Raw genomic sequence first — 17,394 nt, 5'->3', positions numbered from 1 at the left:
CATTGTTGAGCCAGGGGCCTAACCTAAAATTTAAATATAATCATCAAGTTAATGACGCGAGGTCGGGCTCTAAATGCCCCTCATGTTGTCTAAACAATTACCCTAACGATTCCTCATTCTCCAAGTGCTCTGCTCTAGCCTTTTCCACATGTTCCTCAGCTAAAAACAGATACATTGACGGAACCACAAAAAGGGTAAATAAAGTACCAATCGAGATACCTGTCGCAATCACTAAGCCAATATTATAACGACTTTGGGCTCCTGCGCCTGTAGCAATAATTAAAGGGATAACCCCCAGCACCATAGCGGCGGTAGTCATCAAAATAGGGCGTAAACGAATAGCGGCGGCGGCAAGAATTGCATCGAGTTTCTTTTCCCCTTTTTCCTGCAACTCATTGGCAAATTGCACAATTAAAATACCATGCTTACTGATTAAGCCAATCAAAGTTACCAAGCCTACTTCACTATAAATATTCAAAGAGGCACCTCCGATACCAAGGCTTACGAAAATCATCGCTCCGCAAATAGACATAGGCACACTAATTAATACGATAAGCGGATCACGGAAACTTTCAAATAAGGCGGATAAAGATAAGAAAATAATGATTAGCGCGAAGAAAAAGGTAATCATTAACGAAGAACCTTCTTTTATATATTGTCGTGACTGGGATGCATAATCAATTGAATAACCTTGAGGCAAGGTCTGATTCGCAAAACCCGCTAGCGTACTTAACGCTTTATCCGTTGAAACACCAGGTAGTGCAACTGCAGAAATCGTTGCAGAATTAAGTTGCTGAAAATGATTTAATGACTCAGGAACAACTTGTCGTTGCAAAGTAGCCACCGTAGATAGGGGTATGGCCTCCCCCGTTGAGGTCTTAATGTAGTAATTTAATACTTGATCAGGATTTAAGCGAGACTCTCGATTCATTTGGGGAATAACCTGATAAGAGCGTCCGGAAAAGTTAAAATAATTAATGTATCCTTCACTAAGGGCAGAACCAAATAAGTTACCAAGATCCTGCATGGTCAATCCAAATTGAGAGATTCTGTTGCGGTCTAAATTAATTCGTGTTTGTAGCTGGTCAATCTTGAGATCCACATCAATATAAGCAAACAGGCCAGAGTTACGTGCCTGCTCCAAAATCGGTTGCATTACTTCATTTAAATTGTCAAAAGACTCAGTTGTAGTCACCACAAATTGAATGGGTAACCCGCTTCCGCCTCCGGGCAATGATGGCAATTGAAACGCAGCAATTTTTGCTCCCGCAATATCATTCAATTCGTGTTGAATTAAAGGTTGTAGCTGATTAGAGGTGCGACTACGCTCTTCCCATGGTTTTAACACCATACCAATAACGGACATGTTTAATCCGGTTTGCCCATCGACCTGAAACACATGATCCGTTTCTGGATATTTTCTATAAATGGCGTTGACTGCATTAGAGAACAGTTGTGTTTGGGCTAAAGAGGCATTCGCCGCGGCAGTTACTTGAGAAATAATAACCCCTTGATCCTCTTGTGGCGCTAATTCGGAAGACGAGGTCATAAACAAAAAGTAATTACTGATTAAAATAATCGCGGCAAAAACGAGCACCACTGGTAAATTACGTAGAGTTTTTACTAAAACTCGCGAATAGGCTTTTTCTAAGCGGGCAAAAAAACGATCCACCTGGGTCATAAGACGCCCTTTAGTGCTCCCATCACCCACTTTCAAGAATTTAGAACACATCATCGGGGATAGAGTTAAAGCTACTACCGCAGAAATAGTTACCGCTCCTGCTAAGGTAAAAGCAAACTCAGTAAATAAAGCCCCAGTTAATCCTCCCATAAAACCAATAGGAGCATAAACAGCAATCAGAACAACGGTAATGGCAATAATCGGATTCGCTAATTCACTTGCTCCCAATAAAGCAGCTTTAATGCGAGTCCGCCCCTCCTCAATATGGCGCTGCACATTCTCTACAACGATAATCGCATCATCCACCACAAGACCAATCGCTAACACTAAAGCGAGTAAGGTCAATAAATTAATGGAGTAACCTAAGGCCAGCATGATCCAAAAAGTACCAATAATGGACAAAGGAATTGCAATCAGGGGAATAATAACGGAACGAATAGAACCAAGGAAAATAAAAATGACTGCGGTCACAATCAGAAACGCTTCCAGTAACGAAAGAATAACTTCATGAATTGATGAATCAACGAACAAACTCGCGTCATAAACAATATCGGCATTTAAGCCTTGTGGCAATTGTGCCTGGATGGTTGGAAAAACTTTTCTAATGTCATTAATTACGGTTAACAAGTTAGCTGACGGAGCAACAATAATCCCAATATAAACCGCTGTTCGCCCATCAAAACTCACCGAAGAATTATAATTCTGTGCCCCAAGATCTACCTCTGCGACATCCCCCAAGCGAATAATGGCTCCGTTTTTTGCTTTAATAACCATTTTCCTAAATTGCTCAACATCGTTAAGATCGGTAGATGCAGTCAAGTTTTGAATAAACATCTGCCCATCCGTACGGCCTACAGCAGAAATAAAATCATTATTAGCTAATGCCATCCCAATGTCCGCAGCAGAAAGCCCGAATCCTGCTAACTTCACCGGATCCAACCAAGCACGTAGCGCAAAGGTTTGGCTTCCCAGGATTTGCGCATTCTGTACCCCATTAACTGCCTGCAGCTTAGGCTGTACCACACGAATGATGTAATCGGTAACTTTATTTATCGGCAACTCATCGCTAAAAAATCCAATATACATCGAATCAATGGTTTGGCCGACAGACACGGTAATTACGGGCTGTTGCGAGTTTTTCGGTAACTGATTAAGTACGGCGTTTACTTTGGTAGTAATGTCTGATAATGCCTTTAAGGGATCATAATTAAGTAATAAATTTACGGTAATCGTACTGGTGCCTGGCGTACTGGTAGAGGTCATATAATCAATACCATTGGCTTGGGCGATTGAATTTTCTAATGGCGTAGTAATAAAGCCTGCGATCACATCCGGGTTGGCCCCGGTATAAGTAGTGGTAACAGTAACGATGGCATTTTCTGTAAAGGGGTATTGCATTACAGGAAGCGATCCCATGGAACGTAGCCCCATTGCCAAAATCATTAAGCTAATCACTGTAGCCAATACAGGCCGCTTAATAAAAATATCAGTAAATGCCATAAATACAATCCTTAACGTCTATTTGTAACCTGAGGGTTAGCCTCATTACTGGGTTGGATGGTGTTATTCACCGCAATTCGACTGCCATTTTTAAGCTTTAATTGCCCACTGGTTACGACGGTTTCACCCTCTTTGATTCCTTTCAAAACGGCAACCTGATCACCTCGTGTATCACCTAGAGTCACAAAAACCTGTTGCACCGTGATGATGGGGCGATCTTTATCATCTTTTTTGCCGCTGTCTTTAACCACATACACGATATCCCCGTAAGGATTAAAACTGATTGCCGATTGAGGTAACGTGATGTAACTACGTTTTGATTGAACTTCTACGGCAGCATGCACAAACATACCTGGCTTTAATAAAAAGCGGGGGTTCAGTAAAGTAGCTTCAACTTCCACATTTCGTGTATTAACATCAACTTGAGGCTGAATGGTTGTAATTTTCCCTTTAAAGGTTTGCTCAGGAAATGTATCAACATTAATGGAAACTACCTGCCCAATTTCCAAATCCGCCAAAGATTGTTGGGGTAAGAAAAAGTCAGCATAAATGATACTTAAGTCCTGTAAGGCAGTAACTGTATCACCAACATTGAGGTATTGCCCTGGGTTAACATTATTAATACCTAAGCGTCCTGAAAATGGCGCACGCACTGTCTTTTTTTCAACAATAGCTGCTTGCTGTTCTACCTGTGCTTGTAGATTTTTAAGATTCCACCAATCCGTATCGACTACTTGTTTGCTCACCGCATTAACTTTAAGTTGGGCTTTATCTCGTTCATAAGTAATTTTAGCTAACTCAACTTGCGCCTGTAATGAATGCAACTGCCCTAATTCAGCATCAGCATTCAATTGTACTAAAAGAGCCCCTTTTTCAACTTGAGCTCCAGGAGTAAACGAAATCGTTTTTACCATACCCGCTAATTCTGTAGTAACATTCACCCCAACACGAGTCCGTAAGCTGCCAACGGCTTTCATCATAGGCTGCCATAAAGATTTTTCTGCTTTCATGGTGGAGACCGTAATTATCGGATTTTGCATGCTCGCAAAATAGCGTTTCATCATGAATCCTGTAAATGCTTTCCAGCCAAAGATCAAGCCAAAAAGTATCCCTACAGATACCAACATAATTGTCATTTGCTTTTTCAAGAAGTTCTCTCTTAATTTGTATCTAAATCTTAAACGTCATCCTCAACGCCATTAGGTTCAATGGCTCGGGCCTCATTCAGGATGATATCTCCGTCGCTTACACACATTCTTTTACGCACCAGGGCTTATGCCACCAGCCACCACCTAAGGCCTGGAATAAACCAGCCGTATCGTTATAACGTAAAGCCTGTGCCTGAATGCGGCTCAGCATTGCTTGTTGATACTGCTGTTGGGCGTTTAATAAATTAATGTAACTAACTCCACCTAAACGAAATTGCTGCACGGTCAACTTTAAAGCGTCATGTGCCGCATCCTCAGCGCGGATATCGGCTTGTAAGGTGCGCGCATCCGTCTCTATGGCACTTAAAGCATCTGCCACATTTTGAAACGCTTGCAAAACAGTTTGTTGATACTGAGCCTTCGCTTGGTCATATGCCGCAATAGCCGCCCGACGTTGAGCAAATAAAGCGCCCCCACGAAATAATGGTTGTGCCACAGCAGCACCAATCAACCAGACATTGTTAGGCCCTGTAAATAACTTGGACCAAGAAATATTAAGCCAGCCCTCATTACCACTTAGGGATACTTGAGGAAAAAGATTCGCCGTCGCAACCCCAACTTTCGCGCACGCTGAATGCAAGAGCGCCTCCGCAGCACGCACGTCGGGACGTTGGCGCACCAACATTGAGGGTATGCTTAAAGGCAACTCGGTGGGTAGTTTTAATCGATTTAAATCAAGTTTGGGTAAAGCTCCTTCAGGAAATTCACCGACCAATACGGATAAGGAATGCCTTGCTAAAGCCAAGTTTTTTTGCAATGGTGGCAAGGTCGCTTTAGACTGCTCCAATAAGGTTTGCTGCGTCAATACATCTGCTCGCGAAACCGCTCCCACATTAAATTGGCTGTTTAAGATATTTAATAAATCTTGTTCGATTTTAATTAAGCGGCGAGTTGCATCAATTTGCGCTTGATACGATGCGATATTTACAGCAGTAGTAACAATATTGGCAGCCAAAGTAAGGTGTGCCGCAATTTCTTCAAATTGTTGGTAGTCGACCTGAGCACGCAAGGACTCCAATTCTCGTCGTGAGCCGCCGAATACATCAAGCACATAAGAAACATTAAAGGCTGTACTGTAAATAGAGAACGTAGAGCTTTGACCGGGTGTACCAATTTGCGCCGTTGCATAACGTTGGCGCTGTACCCCGAAAGCGCCATTAATCGCTGGAAGTAACAAATTTCCGACTTGAGCCCGCCAATTTTCTCGCGCTTGATGCAGGGCGGCTGAAGCGGAGGCCAATGTAGGGCTATTGTCTAAACCTGCCTTAACTAATTGGTTAATTTCAGAAGACTGATAAAGTTCCCACCATAACAGAGGAATGTCCTTATTTTTAATAAAGGCTTGTGCTTCTCCTCCTATCCCGCGCGTTTTCACCGTCTTCGCTGGTAATGGCGACTCCGTATATTGCTTGACTGGCGGTAATGGAGGTGAACGAAAATTAGGCCCGACCATGCAGCCAGCCTGCAAAACTGAAAGAGTAAGTAGCCCCATAAACACACCAGGGCGAGATCTAAAACCAGGCACTAGCAACAATCCTTTGCAACTTATAAATTTATGACAGCTAATCTATCATGAATTGATACGAAAATGCATTGAAAAATCAGAGAATAAAAATAAAAGTATAAAAAATAAATTCTACTGCCTTTTGCCTCCGCGAATAATAATTGCATTACAAACAAATTACCTATATCATGAAAGCTCAATTAATGACCACATTGGACCAATAAAAGTCCATGGGGTCAATGTTAAGCTTAATTAATGAGAATTATTACCGTATTAGACAGTTATCCTCCTGACTTAAATGGAGGGGCTTATTTCACACATCGCCTCGCCTCATTACTACAAAAAAGAGGTCATGAAGTTTTAGTCATTTGTCCCTCTAAAACGGGAAAGCAAACTTACCAGGAATATGATGGTGTTCGCTTGTACGGAGCGCGTTCCTGGCCAGTGTTTCTTTATAAAAACTTTCGCGTTTGCTTACCCTTTTTTATTAAAAAAGGAATGCTTAACGCAATTAAAGACTTTAAGCCAGACCTCATTCATATTCAGGGCAAATTTATTTTAGGTGGAATTTGTTATCGGGCGGGCAAGAAAATGGGCTTACCCATGATAGCAACGAACCATTTTATGCCGGAAAATTTTTTCCACTATACCAAGCTCCCCAAACGTTTTGAACCCTGGTTTCACCGCACTTGCTGGCGCATTATTGTTGATATGCTTTCCCAAGTAGATGCCGTGACAACCCCAACTCAAACCGCGGCACAACTACTCAAAAACGCGCACTTAAAAAAAGAAGTGCATGCCATTTCTTGTGGTGTTGATTTACAAAAATTTAAACCAGGCCAGGATGCACAACAAATTCGCCAACGATTTGCCATACCTGAAAAACCCATTCTACTTTACACCGGCCGCCTGGATCTGGAAAAAAATCTATCCATGGTTCTGCATGCATTTCAGGCTGCCCGACAGCAGGTTGATGCTCATTTTGTATTAACAGGCCACGGAGCAGAACGCCGCCGACTAGAGCACCTGGCGCAGACATTAGGACTCAAAGAGCATGTAACCTTTACTGGGTACTTAACAGATGATGAGTATCCCAAAGTACATGGCTTAGCCCAATGTTTCGTAAACGCCTGCCCCGTTGAATTACAAAGCATTGTCGCCCTAGAAGCGATTGCTTCTGGATTACCCTTGCTAGCAGTTAACGCAATGGCCCTACCGGAATTGGTTACTCCAGGAATAAATGGCTATTTATTTGCAGAACATGATGTAAACACCCTCACCCAGCATTTGATAGAACTGCTCAATGATCCGGAAAAAAGCCGGCAAATGGGCAAGGCAAGTAGAAAATTAGCAGAACAACACGACATTCAACAAACTATAGAGCGCTATGAAACGCTTTATCAGGAGATAGTACACAAATGAAAACCGTATGGTCTAAGTACAAGGAACTCTGTAAAGATTCCCATTTCCTCTGGACGGCCCTGCTAGGCATCACCCTACTGATTTTTAGTTTTATTGCCGCCAATCAAGCTGGGCTCTATGCCTCGCAAGTAGCAGGCCAACAAGTAGACGATTTGATACTGCAACATTTGCCCATGCATAATGTTACATTCATCCATGTCTATGCTGCCCTATTCTTCTGGCTTGGTTTTACAAGCTACATCATCCTCCACCCCGAAAAAATACCTTTTGTCACCAAATCGGCCGCTCTGTTCATTCTGGTGCGCAGCGCATTTATCTGTCTTACTCATTTAGGAGCACCGACAAATGAATTAGCGATTCCCGAAAATCTCGCTTCTTTTTTCCTCTTTGATGGTGATCTCTTTTTTTCAGGCCATGTTGGCGGTCCATTTTTACTGATGTTACTTTTTTGGGAAAACAAAAAGATTCGTTATTTGTGTTTTATTGCCAGTGTATTTTTTGCCTGCATTGTACTGGTTGGCCACATCCATTACAGCATCGATGTTTTTGCCGCACCGTTTATTACTTATGGTGTCTATGCACTGTCCTGTACCTTTTTTACCAAAGACCATCGTCTATTTACCCAAAAAGTGCCTCCAACCACGACTAATTTTGTAAGGAATGAAACCAATGCCTAATGTAAAAATTATGGGAATGGGTCGCTATTTGCCGAGAAATAAAATTTTATCAACTGAATTGGATGCCAAACTTCAGTTAGCCGAAGGAAGCGTACAAAAAAAATCTGGTCTTATTTCGCGACATTTTGCCTCGATGGATGAAACCACCTCTTATATGGGAGCACAGGCTTCTCGTATCGCGGTAGAAAAAGCGCAGATCAACTTGACGGATCTGGATGCAATTATCAGTGCCTGTGGGGTTGGGGAGCAAGCTATTCCCTGTACTGCCGCCTTAATTCAACAACAATTAGGCCTCGAATCATCAGGGATTGCCTGCTTTGATGTAAACAGTACCTGCCTAAGCTTTATTACTGCATTTGATATTGCCTCTCATTTGCTCGCCAGCGGACGTTTTAAACGAATCTTAATTGTTTCCAGCGAAATCGCATCTGTAGGACTTAATTGGCAAGATATGGAAACTTGCACCATTTTTGGTGACGGTGCCGCGGCCTGTGTAGTAGAACAAAGCGAAGGGAGAGAACGTATTCTTTCAGCGCATCATGAAACTCATAGTATTGGCGCGAATATATGCAAAATCGATGCCGGTGGTACGCGCTATCCAACCCCAACTGTGGAGCAATCCCTATTCCATATGGAAGGAAAAAAAGTCTTTAAGTTAGCCTCAAAACTATTAGATAGTTTGATGGAAAATCTATTAAACAAAGCTCAGGTATCCCTAAGCGATATTCATTGGATTATTCCTCATCAAGCCAGCTTATTGGCCATGCAGCACATCCAAAAAAGACTAAATATTCCCCAAGAAAAGTATGTCTCCATTTACCCTCATCATGGTAATCAAATTGCGGCATCAATTCCCACCGCGCTATGTCACCTAATTGACAGTCAGCAATTACAACGCGGACAATTAGTGCTGCTTTTAGGTACTGGTGCCGGACTTGCAGCGGGCGGACTTATTCTGGAGTACTAAAATGGTTTCTGTAGTTACAGGAGCAACAGGTTGCTTAGGACTGAATTTAACTCAGCGTTTACTGGAGCAAGGAGTTGAGGTCATCGCCTTAGGGCGCAATCAAGCATTGGGAAAAATCCTGGAGCACGCGGGGGCTCGTTTTATTAACGTGGACTTACACGATAAAGTAAAACTAAAAAAAGTAATTCCTCAAGAAGCACAAACCATATTCCATTGTGCCGCCCTCTCTAGCCCCTGGGGCCGTTATCAAGATTTTTATACTGCTAATGTTTTGGGAACACAACATATCATTGACAGTACCGCAGAAACAACGCGCTTAGTCCATGTCTCATCCCCAAGCATTTACTTTGATTTTAGCGAGCGACATAACATCAAAGAACAAGAACCGTTACCAAAAGAACCCGCAAATCATTACGTCAAAACCAAATTAATGGCGGAAACCTTGATTGATAAAGCCTTCCGAGAAAAGAACCTTAACGTGATTACCCTACGTCCTCGCGCCATCTTCGGTCCCTATGACCGAGCAATTTTCCCCCGCTTATTACAAAGCGAACGCAAAGGTATGTTACCCATTATTGGTACAGGACAAAATCTTATTGATATTACCTACGTTGAAAATGTAGTAGAAAGCCTGCTCTTAGCCGCAAAAGCCGCCCCTCAATTTTGTGGGAACAAATATAATATCACTAATAACGAGCCCCAAACCTTAATCCACATACTGAAGCAATTATTTGACGCGCTGCAAAAGCCTTTTATGCCTAAATTTATTCCTTATGCTCTAGCCAAAAACTATGCTGCATGTTTGGAAAAAATTTATCGTTTACCATTTATGCATTCAGAACCTCGCTTAACGAAATACAGCGCTGGGGTTTTATCTTTAGGACAAACTTTAAATATAGAGGCGGCGCAAAAGGATTTAGGTTATCGGCCACTATTTAGTATTCATCAAGGAATAGCGCGCTTCGCAAAGTGGTACCAACATCATGATTGAATATCAACTATTTGAAGCCGGATATTGCAAACATTGCGAGCGGATGACTCTAAAATCTGGGCGGATGCAGCAATGCGACTACCCTGCACTTTGTGCCTTAATTAAGCATCCTAAACAAGGCTATATTTTATTTGATACCGGTTATAGCGAGCGCTTCTTCCAGCTGACACAAAAATTTCCTTTTTCACTGTACCGACGACTGACCCCAGTAGTATTAAAAAAATCCCTAAAACAACAATTAGAAGAACAGCATATTTCCGCAAGCGAGATTCGCACCATTGTTATTTCGCATTTTCATGCCGATCATATTGGTGGTTTAAAAGATTTTCCCAATGCTCAATTTATCTGTCATCCTGAAGCCATCAGCGGTATCGATAAGAAAAAGGGCATCCGAGCCTTACTGAAAGGTTTTTTACCTGACTTACTTCCCAAAAATTTCTATGACCGTTTAGTTCTTCTAAAGCACGAAATAGCTCTACCCGCAGAATTAGCCCCGTTTACGTCTGGTTTTGATTTATTTAATGATGGCCAATTAACAGCCATACCTTTGCCTGGCCATGCCAAAGGACAAATTGGTTTGTATTTTAAAACCATTGAGGGCAATGAAACTTTTTTAATTGCCGACAGTTGCTGGCATCAAGAAACCTTTAAAAAATTAATTTACCCCAGCAACCTGACTTATCTAATCCATGAGGATAAGCAAGCATACCAAAACACTATTTTGCAGTTACATCAATTGCATCAACAAAACCAAGCTATGGATATTATTCCTGCGCATTGCCAACACATTCGCGATCGCATTAAAAAGGTAAGCTCATGATTCTTAGATTACTTTATTATTATTTCAAAACTCAATACTTAAGCCTGTGTTTTCGTAACCGCGAACAATTGTCTGTCTATCAGGAAAAGCGATTTAAAAAGTTGGTGAAAAAGACTTTAGTGAAATCCCCCTTTTATCAGCCCTATTTAGATAAGCCATTTACTCAGTGGCCAATCATCAATAAAAAAGTAATGATGCAGCATTTTGATGAAATTAATACGGTAAATATAAAAAAAGACCATGCCCTGGAGGTTGCTTTACGTGCGGAAAACTCACGTGATTTTTCACCATTAATTGGTGATATTGCAGTTGGCCTTTCCTCTGGAACCTCAGGCAATCGGGGATTGTTTCTTGCTAGCCCCCACGAGCGAGATGCCTGGGCTGGCATTTTATTGGCAAAAGCCCTACCACAAGGCTTAAAAAAACAGGAGCGCGTTGCTTTTTTCTTACGCGCGAACAATCAGCTCTACACCACCTTAAGTAACAGTAAAAAAATCCAATTCCATTTTTTTGATTTGCTTGAACGCTTTGATGCCCATAAAGAACGGCTTACCCAATTACAACCTACCATTCTCTCTGCGCCTGCCAGTGTTTTATTAGCTTTAGCTAAACAATGCGTGGCAATAAAACCACAAAAAATCTTTGCTGTGGCCGAGGTTTTAGAGTCCCGTGATGCGGCCATCATCGAGAAGGCCTTTGCTTGCCCAGTGTCGCAGGTTTATCAATGTACTGAAGGATTTTTAGCCATCAGTGATAAACAAAGTAATCGTTTATTAATGAATGAAGCGTTTTTAATTATCGAAAAAGAATGGATTGATGAGCGGCGGTTTGTCCCCATCATTACCGACCTATTACGTACAACCCAACCGATTATTCGCTATCGCCTCGATGATGTATTAATCGAAGAACCATCCACCAGTGTCTTTACCCAATTAAGCGGCATTGAAGGACGAATTGGGGACATTTGCTATGCCACCAAAGAGAATAAGGTGCTACCTGTTTTTGCAGATCTGATTCGCCAAAAAATGGCCTCATTTCCCTTTGAGTTTGATGACTACACCATTCAACAGCATGATTTAAACCAATTTAGCATTCAAATCACCCCGGAATTAGTTGAAAAAGAAGCCTTAATTACTCACTTAAATGAGCTTTTTCAAGATTATGATCGCCCTAACTGGGAATGGCAGCCTTTTGTTAAAAAGGAATTAAGTGCGAAGAATCGCAGGATTCAGGCCACACCGCAATTGATAAATAAAATTCAACATAAGAGGTAGCCCGAGTAAAAATAAGTATTATGCGGAAGATAAAGACCGCGTTTAACGTAATGTCTGGCGAGCAACATGTTCCGTTTCACTCCCAAAAGCAAATTGACTCAGCATCTGCTTTGTTTTAGCATCCTTCCCAATCAGATTACTAGAAAGCAACTCATGCTCATCCATAAAAAAATAGATGCTCAAGGCAATTACCTGCAGTTTCCAGGAATTACCGTCATTGCCGATATGAGTGATAAAAATGAAGCGTTCTGGTTACAAGTCCATGAGTTTCTTAATAAGACAAAAACGTTATGTAGCTATTATGCGCCCCTCCCTTATTCTAGTTATCATATGACCACTAATCACTTGTATATTCAAAGTGATTACCCCAATAACTGGCCAGTATTGCTCAGTGACGAACGATTCCAACACTTACACGCCAGATTACAAGCGAATCACTTTACTCCTACAGCAACAGTTGTCGGTATTAAGGTGTCTTACGCCTTGCAATTAAATTTAACACTCCCCCAATCCCAACATGATTTAATTAATACGATCGCAGATGAGTTCGACATACAAAATAAAATCCCCAAAACATTCCATGTTACGTTAGCTTATGCGTACAAGGAACTGAGTGATTCACAAATTATGGCCCCTGAAATAGAACAACTCGCGTCTTTGTGCCTTGGCAAAGAACTTAGTCTGCAGCCACCTAGACTATGTTTTTTCCATGACATGCAGCAATTCTTCTCTTGGGATGGGAAAAATAATCCGTTTAAATGAACCTCAAACGTAGCCTTGATGCTGTGCTGCATCAAGGCGGCGAAAAACTCATTAATGCGATCAAAGATGAGATGCTCGTTGAATACCATGACCAACATTAGTCACGTCTTTACCAAAACCTCTAACTGTACCACATGCAGTTAGCATCCCTACTGTGGCTAAAAAAACACAAACCATTATTATTTTTTTCGCTCTGTTCATGATTTTCCTCTCTTCTTGAGTTTGAAAATAGGGCGTTTCTTTACTTATTTTAGTCCACATTCTGCTAACCCGCCAAAAAAGAATCACTATGAATTTTATTGGCTCTTCCCAAATGCCTCTTTTGGTAAATAGAAAAAAAGAAGAACAGTCAGAAAGGTATATTTTCTATAAAAATATTGATAAATTAAGGGGCTTATAAGAAAGACAGGGATTTAAATTTGCGCTCGCTCTTATTAACAGGTCTTTGTTGTGCCGCTTTATCGACAGGCTGTAAACTTCATAGCGTGACATCAAGTCATACGCCTCAAATTAGTGCACACAATTTAGCAGTAACTCATGTTTATAAGATCCCCAAAACCAATCAATCCAAGAGTTGCCTTACTCGATTTAATGATCCTCAACTACATCAGCTGATTACCATAGCGCTAACAGATGGGCCTGATATGCGTAGCGCCTGGGCTCGGATTGATCGCGCCCGACAAATTGCTAAAGGTGCTTTCTCAACACTTTGGCCTTCAGCAGATATCAAAGGCTCAATTGCCCAAGACCACTTTTCCTTTCACGGAGTAGTTCCCCCGCCATTCACTGAAATAGTAGCGAACCAAGCCCGCATCGCAAACCTGGCATTAAATTTTAACTATGAACTGGATTTATGGGGTAAAAATCGGGAAACCTTTGCCAGCAGCGTCAATGAAAGTTTTGCGGCACATATGGATATGGAGGAAACACGGTTAATTTTAAGCTCAACCATAGCCTCAGTTTATTTTGACCTACAAAATAATCTACTTCAGCAACAATTGGCCAAAGAAAACGTACGTATTTTAGAAGAACTAGAGTCGATTGTTACCGATCGCGCCAAACAAGGTGTGGAATCGGACATTCCGGTAAAAACAGCCATCTCAAGCACCCAAGCCGCACGCCTCTCGGTTGATGACTATCATCGCGCAGAAATGCAGGCACGTCACCAATTAGCAGCCTTAATGGGTAAAAATCCGTTTAACACAGAGATAGAAATCACCAAATTTATTTATGATAAACAAGAATTAGCATTACCCAAAATAATTCCTGCTAATTTACTCGGACGCCGACCCGATATTGTTGCCACGCGCGCTCGTGCTCAAGCTGCAGCACATCTAATTAAAGTAGCCAAGGCAGCCTTTTTTCCCAATATTAATTTAAGTGGCGTGCTTAGCTTGCAATCATTTTATTTTAGCAAACTGTTCCATATTGCCCTGCAAACTGAGGGAGTTAAAGCCGCGCTCGAATTGCCTATTTTTGATGCAGGAGCCCGTAAAGCTAATCTAGGCGTAAAGCGCGCGGAGTATGAACTTGCAGTGAATCAATACAACCAAACGATTTTAAATGCCTTACGTGAAGTCAGCGATCAAATGACGGCGCTACAAACATTGAATAAACAAGTTCATTCTCAAGAAAAAGCACTGCATGCTACCGAAACCAATTACCGCTTATTTCGTTCACGTTATGACAGTGGTGTCATTGACTACGTGCAGCTCCTTGAAATAAAACAATTAGTAGTACAACAAAAATCACTACTCATTAGTTTACAAACCCGTCAAAAACAAGCTTTTGTAGCCTTATTAGCAGCCCTTGGTGGCGAGGTATCGTTATGACCAAAAAAGAAGAAAGTGGTGGTGCAACCCAAGAGACCCTACATAAACGTAAGATAGCCATGTTGGCCCTAGGCGGTCTATTTTTATTTATTGCTATTGTCTGGTTTATCTATTGGCTAATTTGGGGGCAATTTGAAGAATATACCGATGATGCTTATGTTAGCGGTAATTTGGTCCAACTCATGGCACAAATACCAGGAACCGTTGTTGAAGTTCATACCGAAAACACGCAATTGGTAAAAGAAGGACAGCCCATCATTAAAATGGATCAGGCTGACTACACCATAGCCTTGCAAAAAGCCAAAGCGGATCTAGGCCAAACAGTACGCCAAGTACGTCAATACTTTGAAAATGCGGCCCAAGCCCGACAAAACGTAATCTTAGATAAAGCAAATCTAATCAAAGCACAACTGGACGTAAAACGTCGTAAAGGATTGGTAGGTAACCGAGCCGTATCTCGTGAAGAAATGCAGCACTTCCAAACAGCCTTAGATGCCGCTCAAGCGAGCTATAATGCCTCCCTACGCCAATTAGATGCTGCAAATGCATTAATTGAAAACACCAATCTATACAGCCATCCATTGGTAGAAACCGCTAAAGCAAATCTAAAAAACGCCTATTTAAACTTCCACAGAACAACTGTTGTTGCTCCTGTCACCGGATTCATTGCAAAACGCAACATTCATCCAGGACAACAAATTGCGCGAGACACCGCGATGCTTGCGATTGTCCCCTTACATGATACCTGGGTTGATGCTAACTATAAGGAGTCTTCACTGGAACATATCCGCGTAGGCCAACCAGTTATTCTCTATGCAGATGCCTATCCGGGTATAACCTATCATGGCAAAGTGCTAGGACTCAATGCAGGAACGGGTTCTGCATTCTCCTTGCTCCCACCACAAAATGCTACGGGAAACTGGATTAAAATCGTACAGAGATTGCCCATACGTATTCAGCTTGATGAAAAAGAGGTAGCAGAAAATCCCTTACAAATAGGACTATCAATGCGGGTTACGGTCAATACGAGCAACCGCGATGGCAGTAGAATGCCAACGACCAATAAGACGCTTTTTAAATATAAAACGACCGTCTTCGCTGACCAATTAGCCAAAGTAGACACGCTTATTGACACCATATTAAAAGCAAACTCCCCAGACATGTCTTTAGCCAAGGCCAATAAGCATGACTGAGTTTCCTCCACTAACAGGCAGTCGGCTGGCATTAATGACCTTTTCCTTGTCATTAGCCATTTTTATGAATGTGCTTGATGTATCCATTGCCAATGTAGCGATACCAACCATTGCCGGAGATCTTGGCGTAAGCCCAGATAATGGTACTTGGGTCATCACGTCTTTTGCCGTAAGCCAAGCCATCATGCTACCACTTACCGGATGGCTGGCGCGCCGTTTTGGTGAAGTTCGCCTATTTCTATTTTCTACGGCCCTATTTACCATTGCTTCCGTGCTCTGCGGTTTATCATTTAATCTGCCCATGCTAATTTTTTTCCGAGTGGTTCAAGGAGCTGTTTCTGGCCCAATGATTCCTTTGTCACAAAGTATCTTACTGGCAAACTATCCCCCCGAAAAAAGAGGCCTGGCTACGGGAATCTGGGCGATGACTGCGGTAGTTGGCCCCATACTTGGGCCGATTCTGGGGGGGTATATTACTGATAATTATACCTGGCCCTGGATTTTCTATATTAATGTCCCTGTGGGTATTTTTTCGGTGATTTTTACCATGATCACACTATCAGGAAGAGAAACCCCCATCATCAAGCGCCCAATCGATTATGTCGGTTTAATCTTATTAATTATTGGTATTGGCTGTTTACAAGTTTTATTAGATAAAGGTCATGACCTCGATTGGTTCCACTCGAATATCATTATTGGCTTAAGTATTATTTCCTTAATCGCGCTAAGCTTTTTAGTCGTTTGGTTACTTACACAGTGCGATCCCATTATTGACCTGTACTTATTTAAAAATAGGAGTTTCACCATTGGGGTTATTTGTCTTACCCTAGGCTTTTTAGTCTATTTTTCTAACGTCGTTATTTTCCCGTTGTGGTTACAAACACAAATGGGGTATACCCCGACCTGGGCCGGCCTTGCTGTAGCGCCTGTAGGGATTATCCCTTTTATTCTTACTCCTGTGGTTGGAAATTACATGGGTAGATTTGACTTACGCATAGTAACAAGTATCGGTTTTGTGGTGTTCGCCCTTACCTCCTACTGGCAATCCTTATTCTATACAGACATTGGCTTCCTCCAGCTTATTGAGCCACGTTTTGTACAAGGATTCGGCCTTGCCTTTTTCTTTACCCCGCTGGTTGCCATGATTTTAGCGGACCTGCCTCCTGAAAAAATGGCAAGTGCTCTGGGCTTGGGTAATTTCTTCCGAATCCTTGGGGGAAGTTTTGGAACATCAATTAGTGTCACCTTATGGAATGATCGAGAGGCGTTACACCAAAGTCATCTCGTAGAATATGTCAATGCCTTTAGCCCCTTCACTCAACAAGCACTTGAGCAATTACACTCATTGGGAATCCATGGTTTAAAACGTTTTGGTGTACTTTATGAAACCATCATTAATCAAGCATTCATGCTGGCTACAAATGACATATTCAGAGCTTCCGCGTGGGTATTTGCTTTTTTACTGGTACTAGTTTGGCTGGCTAAACCAACTTATGTGAAATCTGGTGGTCCAATTGCTGCAGAATGATTGTTTATAAAACAATTTTTCTCTATAATCCGTTT

Annotated in this window: 14 protein-coding genes; 10 read left to right on the top strand and 4 right to left on the bottom strand. The window is 41.8% G+C overall.

From position 1 onward, the window contains the following. Positions 1-97: 97 nt before the first annotated feature. From J2N86_RS01760 to J2N86_RS01750, 3 genes are all read right to left on the bottom strand, one after another. The gene (locus J2N86_RS01760) at positions 98-3,181 is read right to left on the bottom strand and encodes an efflux RND transporter permease subunit (RefSeq protein WP_252580508.1); all 3,084 of its coding nucleotides are present in this window, start codon (positions 3,179-3,181) and stop codon (positions 98-100) included. 11 nt (positions 3,182-3,192) lie between these two features. Next, positions 3,193-4,329 carry an efflux RND transporter periplasmic adaptor subunit gene (locus J2N86_RS01755; RefSeq protein WP_252580507.1) on the bottom strand — a complete coding sequence of 379 codons (1,137 nt, stop codon included), beginning with the start codon at positions 4,327-4,329 and terminating at the stop codon, positions 3,193-3,195. A gap of 97 nt (positions 4,330-4,426) precedes the next feature. After that, entirely contained in the window at positions 4,427-5,914 is a 1,488-nt protein-coding gene (locus tag J2N86_RS01750) for an efflux transporter outer membrane subunit (RefSeq protein ID WP_252580506.1), read from the bottom strand. Positions 5,915-6,148: 234 nt separating this feature from the next. Here J2N86_RS01750 and J2N86_RS01745 point away from each other — a divergent pair, with 234 nt between their 5' ends. The 7 genes from J2N86_RS01745 (at position 6,149) to J2N86_RS01715 (ending at position 12,806) form a co-directional block, all read left to right on the top strand. Beyond that, positions 6,149-7,315 (top strand): glycosyltransferase family 4 protein, encoded by a 1,167-nt coding sequence (locus tag J2N86_RS01745; RefSeq protein ID WP_252580505.1) that lies wholly within the window; start codon positions 6,149-6,151, stop codon positions 7,313-7,315. Then, on the top strand, positions 7,312-7,992 hold the full coding sequence (locus J2N86_RS01740; protein ID WP_252580504.1) for a sphingomyelin synthase family protein: 681 nt from the start codon (positions 7,312-7,314) through the stop codon (positions 7,990-7,992). Before J2N86_RS01745 ends, J2N86_RS01740 begins: the two co-directional genes overlap by 4 nt. Next, the gene (locus tag J2N86_RS01735; protein WP_252580503.1) at positions 7,985-8,959 is read left to right on the top strand and encodes a beta-ketoacyl-ACP synthase III; all 975 of its coding nucleotides are present in this window, start codon (positions 7,985-7,987) and stop codon (positions 8,957-8,959) included. Before J2N86_RS01740 ends, J2N86_RS01735 begins: the two co-directional genes overlap by 8 nt. A 1-nt stretch (position 8,960) precedes the next feature. Then, entirely contained in the window at positions 8,961-9,950 is a 990-nt protein-coding gene (locus J2N86_RS01730) for an NAD-dependent epimerase/dehydratase family protein (protein ID WP_252580502.1), read from the top strand. Continuing rightward, positions 9,943-10,770 carry an MBL fold metallo-hydrolase gene (locus J2N86_RS01725; protein WP_252580501.1) on the top strand — a complete coding sequence of 276 codons (828 nt, stop codon included), beginning with the start codon at positions 9,943-9,945 and terminating at the stop codon, positions 10,768-10,770. The genes J2N86_RS01730 and J2N86_RS01725 overlap by 8 nt, the downstream gene beginning before the upstream one ends. Beyond that, positions 10,767-12,044 carry a F390 synthetase-related protein gene (locus tag J2N86_RS01720; RefSeq protein ID WP_252580500.1) on the top strand — a complete coding sequence of 426 codons (1,278 nt, stop codon included), beginning with the start codon at positions 10,767-10,769 and terminating at the stop codon, positions 12,042-12,044. The genes J2N86_RS01725 and J2N86_RS01720 overlap by 4 nt, the downstream gene beginning before the upstream one ends. A 66-nt stretch (positions 12,045-12,110) precedes the next feature. Further along, a complete protein-coding gene (locus J2N86_RS01715) occupies positions 12,111-12,806 on the top strand; it encodes a DUF1868 domain-containing protein (RefSeq protein WP_252580499.1) in 696 nt (231 codons plus the stop codon). A gap of 60 nt (positions 12,807-12,866) precedes the next feature. Here the strand turns inward: J2N86_RS01715 and J2N86_RS01710 are convergent, their stop codons facing one another. Beyond that, positions 12,867-13,067 (bottom strand): entericidin A/B family lipoprotein, encoded by a 201-nt coding sequence (locus tag J2N86_RS01710; RefSeq protein ID WP_252580497.1) that lies wholly within the window; start codon positions 13,065-13,067, stop codon positions 12,867-12,869. 158 nt (positions 13,068-13,225) lie between these two features. Between J2N86_RS01710 and J2N86_RS01705 the strand changes: the two genes are divergently transcribed. From J2N86_RS01705 to J2N86_RS01695, 3 genes are read left to right on the top strand one after another with little or no spacing between them, the layout of a single operon-like run. After that, positions 13,226-14,638 carry an efflux transporter outer membrane subunit gene (locus J2N86_RS01705; protein WP_252580496.1) on the top strand — a complete coding sequence of 471 codons (1,413 nt, stop codon included), beginning with the start codon at positions 13,226-13,228 and terminating at the stop codon, positions 14,636-14,638. Next, positions 14,635-15,831, top strand: a complete 1,197-nt coding sequence (locus tag J2N86_RS01700) for an HlyD family secretion protein (RefSeq protein ID WP_252580494.1) — start codon at positions 14,635-14,637, stop codon at positions 15,829-15,831. Before J2N86_RS01705 ends, J2N86_RS01700 begins: the two co-directional genes overlap by 4 nt. After that, positions 15,824-17,359 carry a DHA2 family efflux MFS transporter permease subunit gene (locus J2N86_RS01695; protein WP_252580492.1) on the top strand — a complete coding sequence of 512 codons (1,536 nt, stop codon included), beginning with the start codon at positions 15,824-15,826 and terminating at the stop codon, positions 17,357-17,359. Before J2N86_RS01700 ends, J2N86_RS01695 begins: the two co-directional genes overlap by 8 nt. Positions 17,360-17,394: the final 35 nt, after the last annotated feature.

The sequence above is a fragment of the Legionella lytica genome, assembly GCF_023921225.1.
Lineage (GTDB): Bacteria > Pseudomonadota > Gammaproteobacteria > Legionellales > Legionellaceae > Legionella > Legionella lytica.
This window is presented reverse-complemented; position numbering and strand designations above follow the sequence as displayed.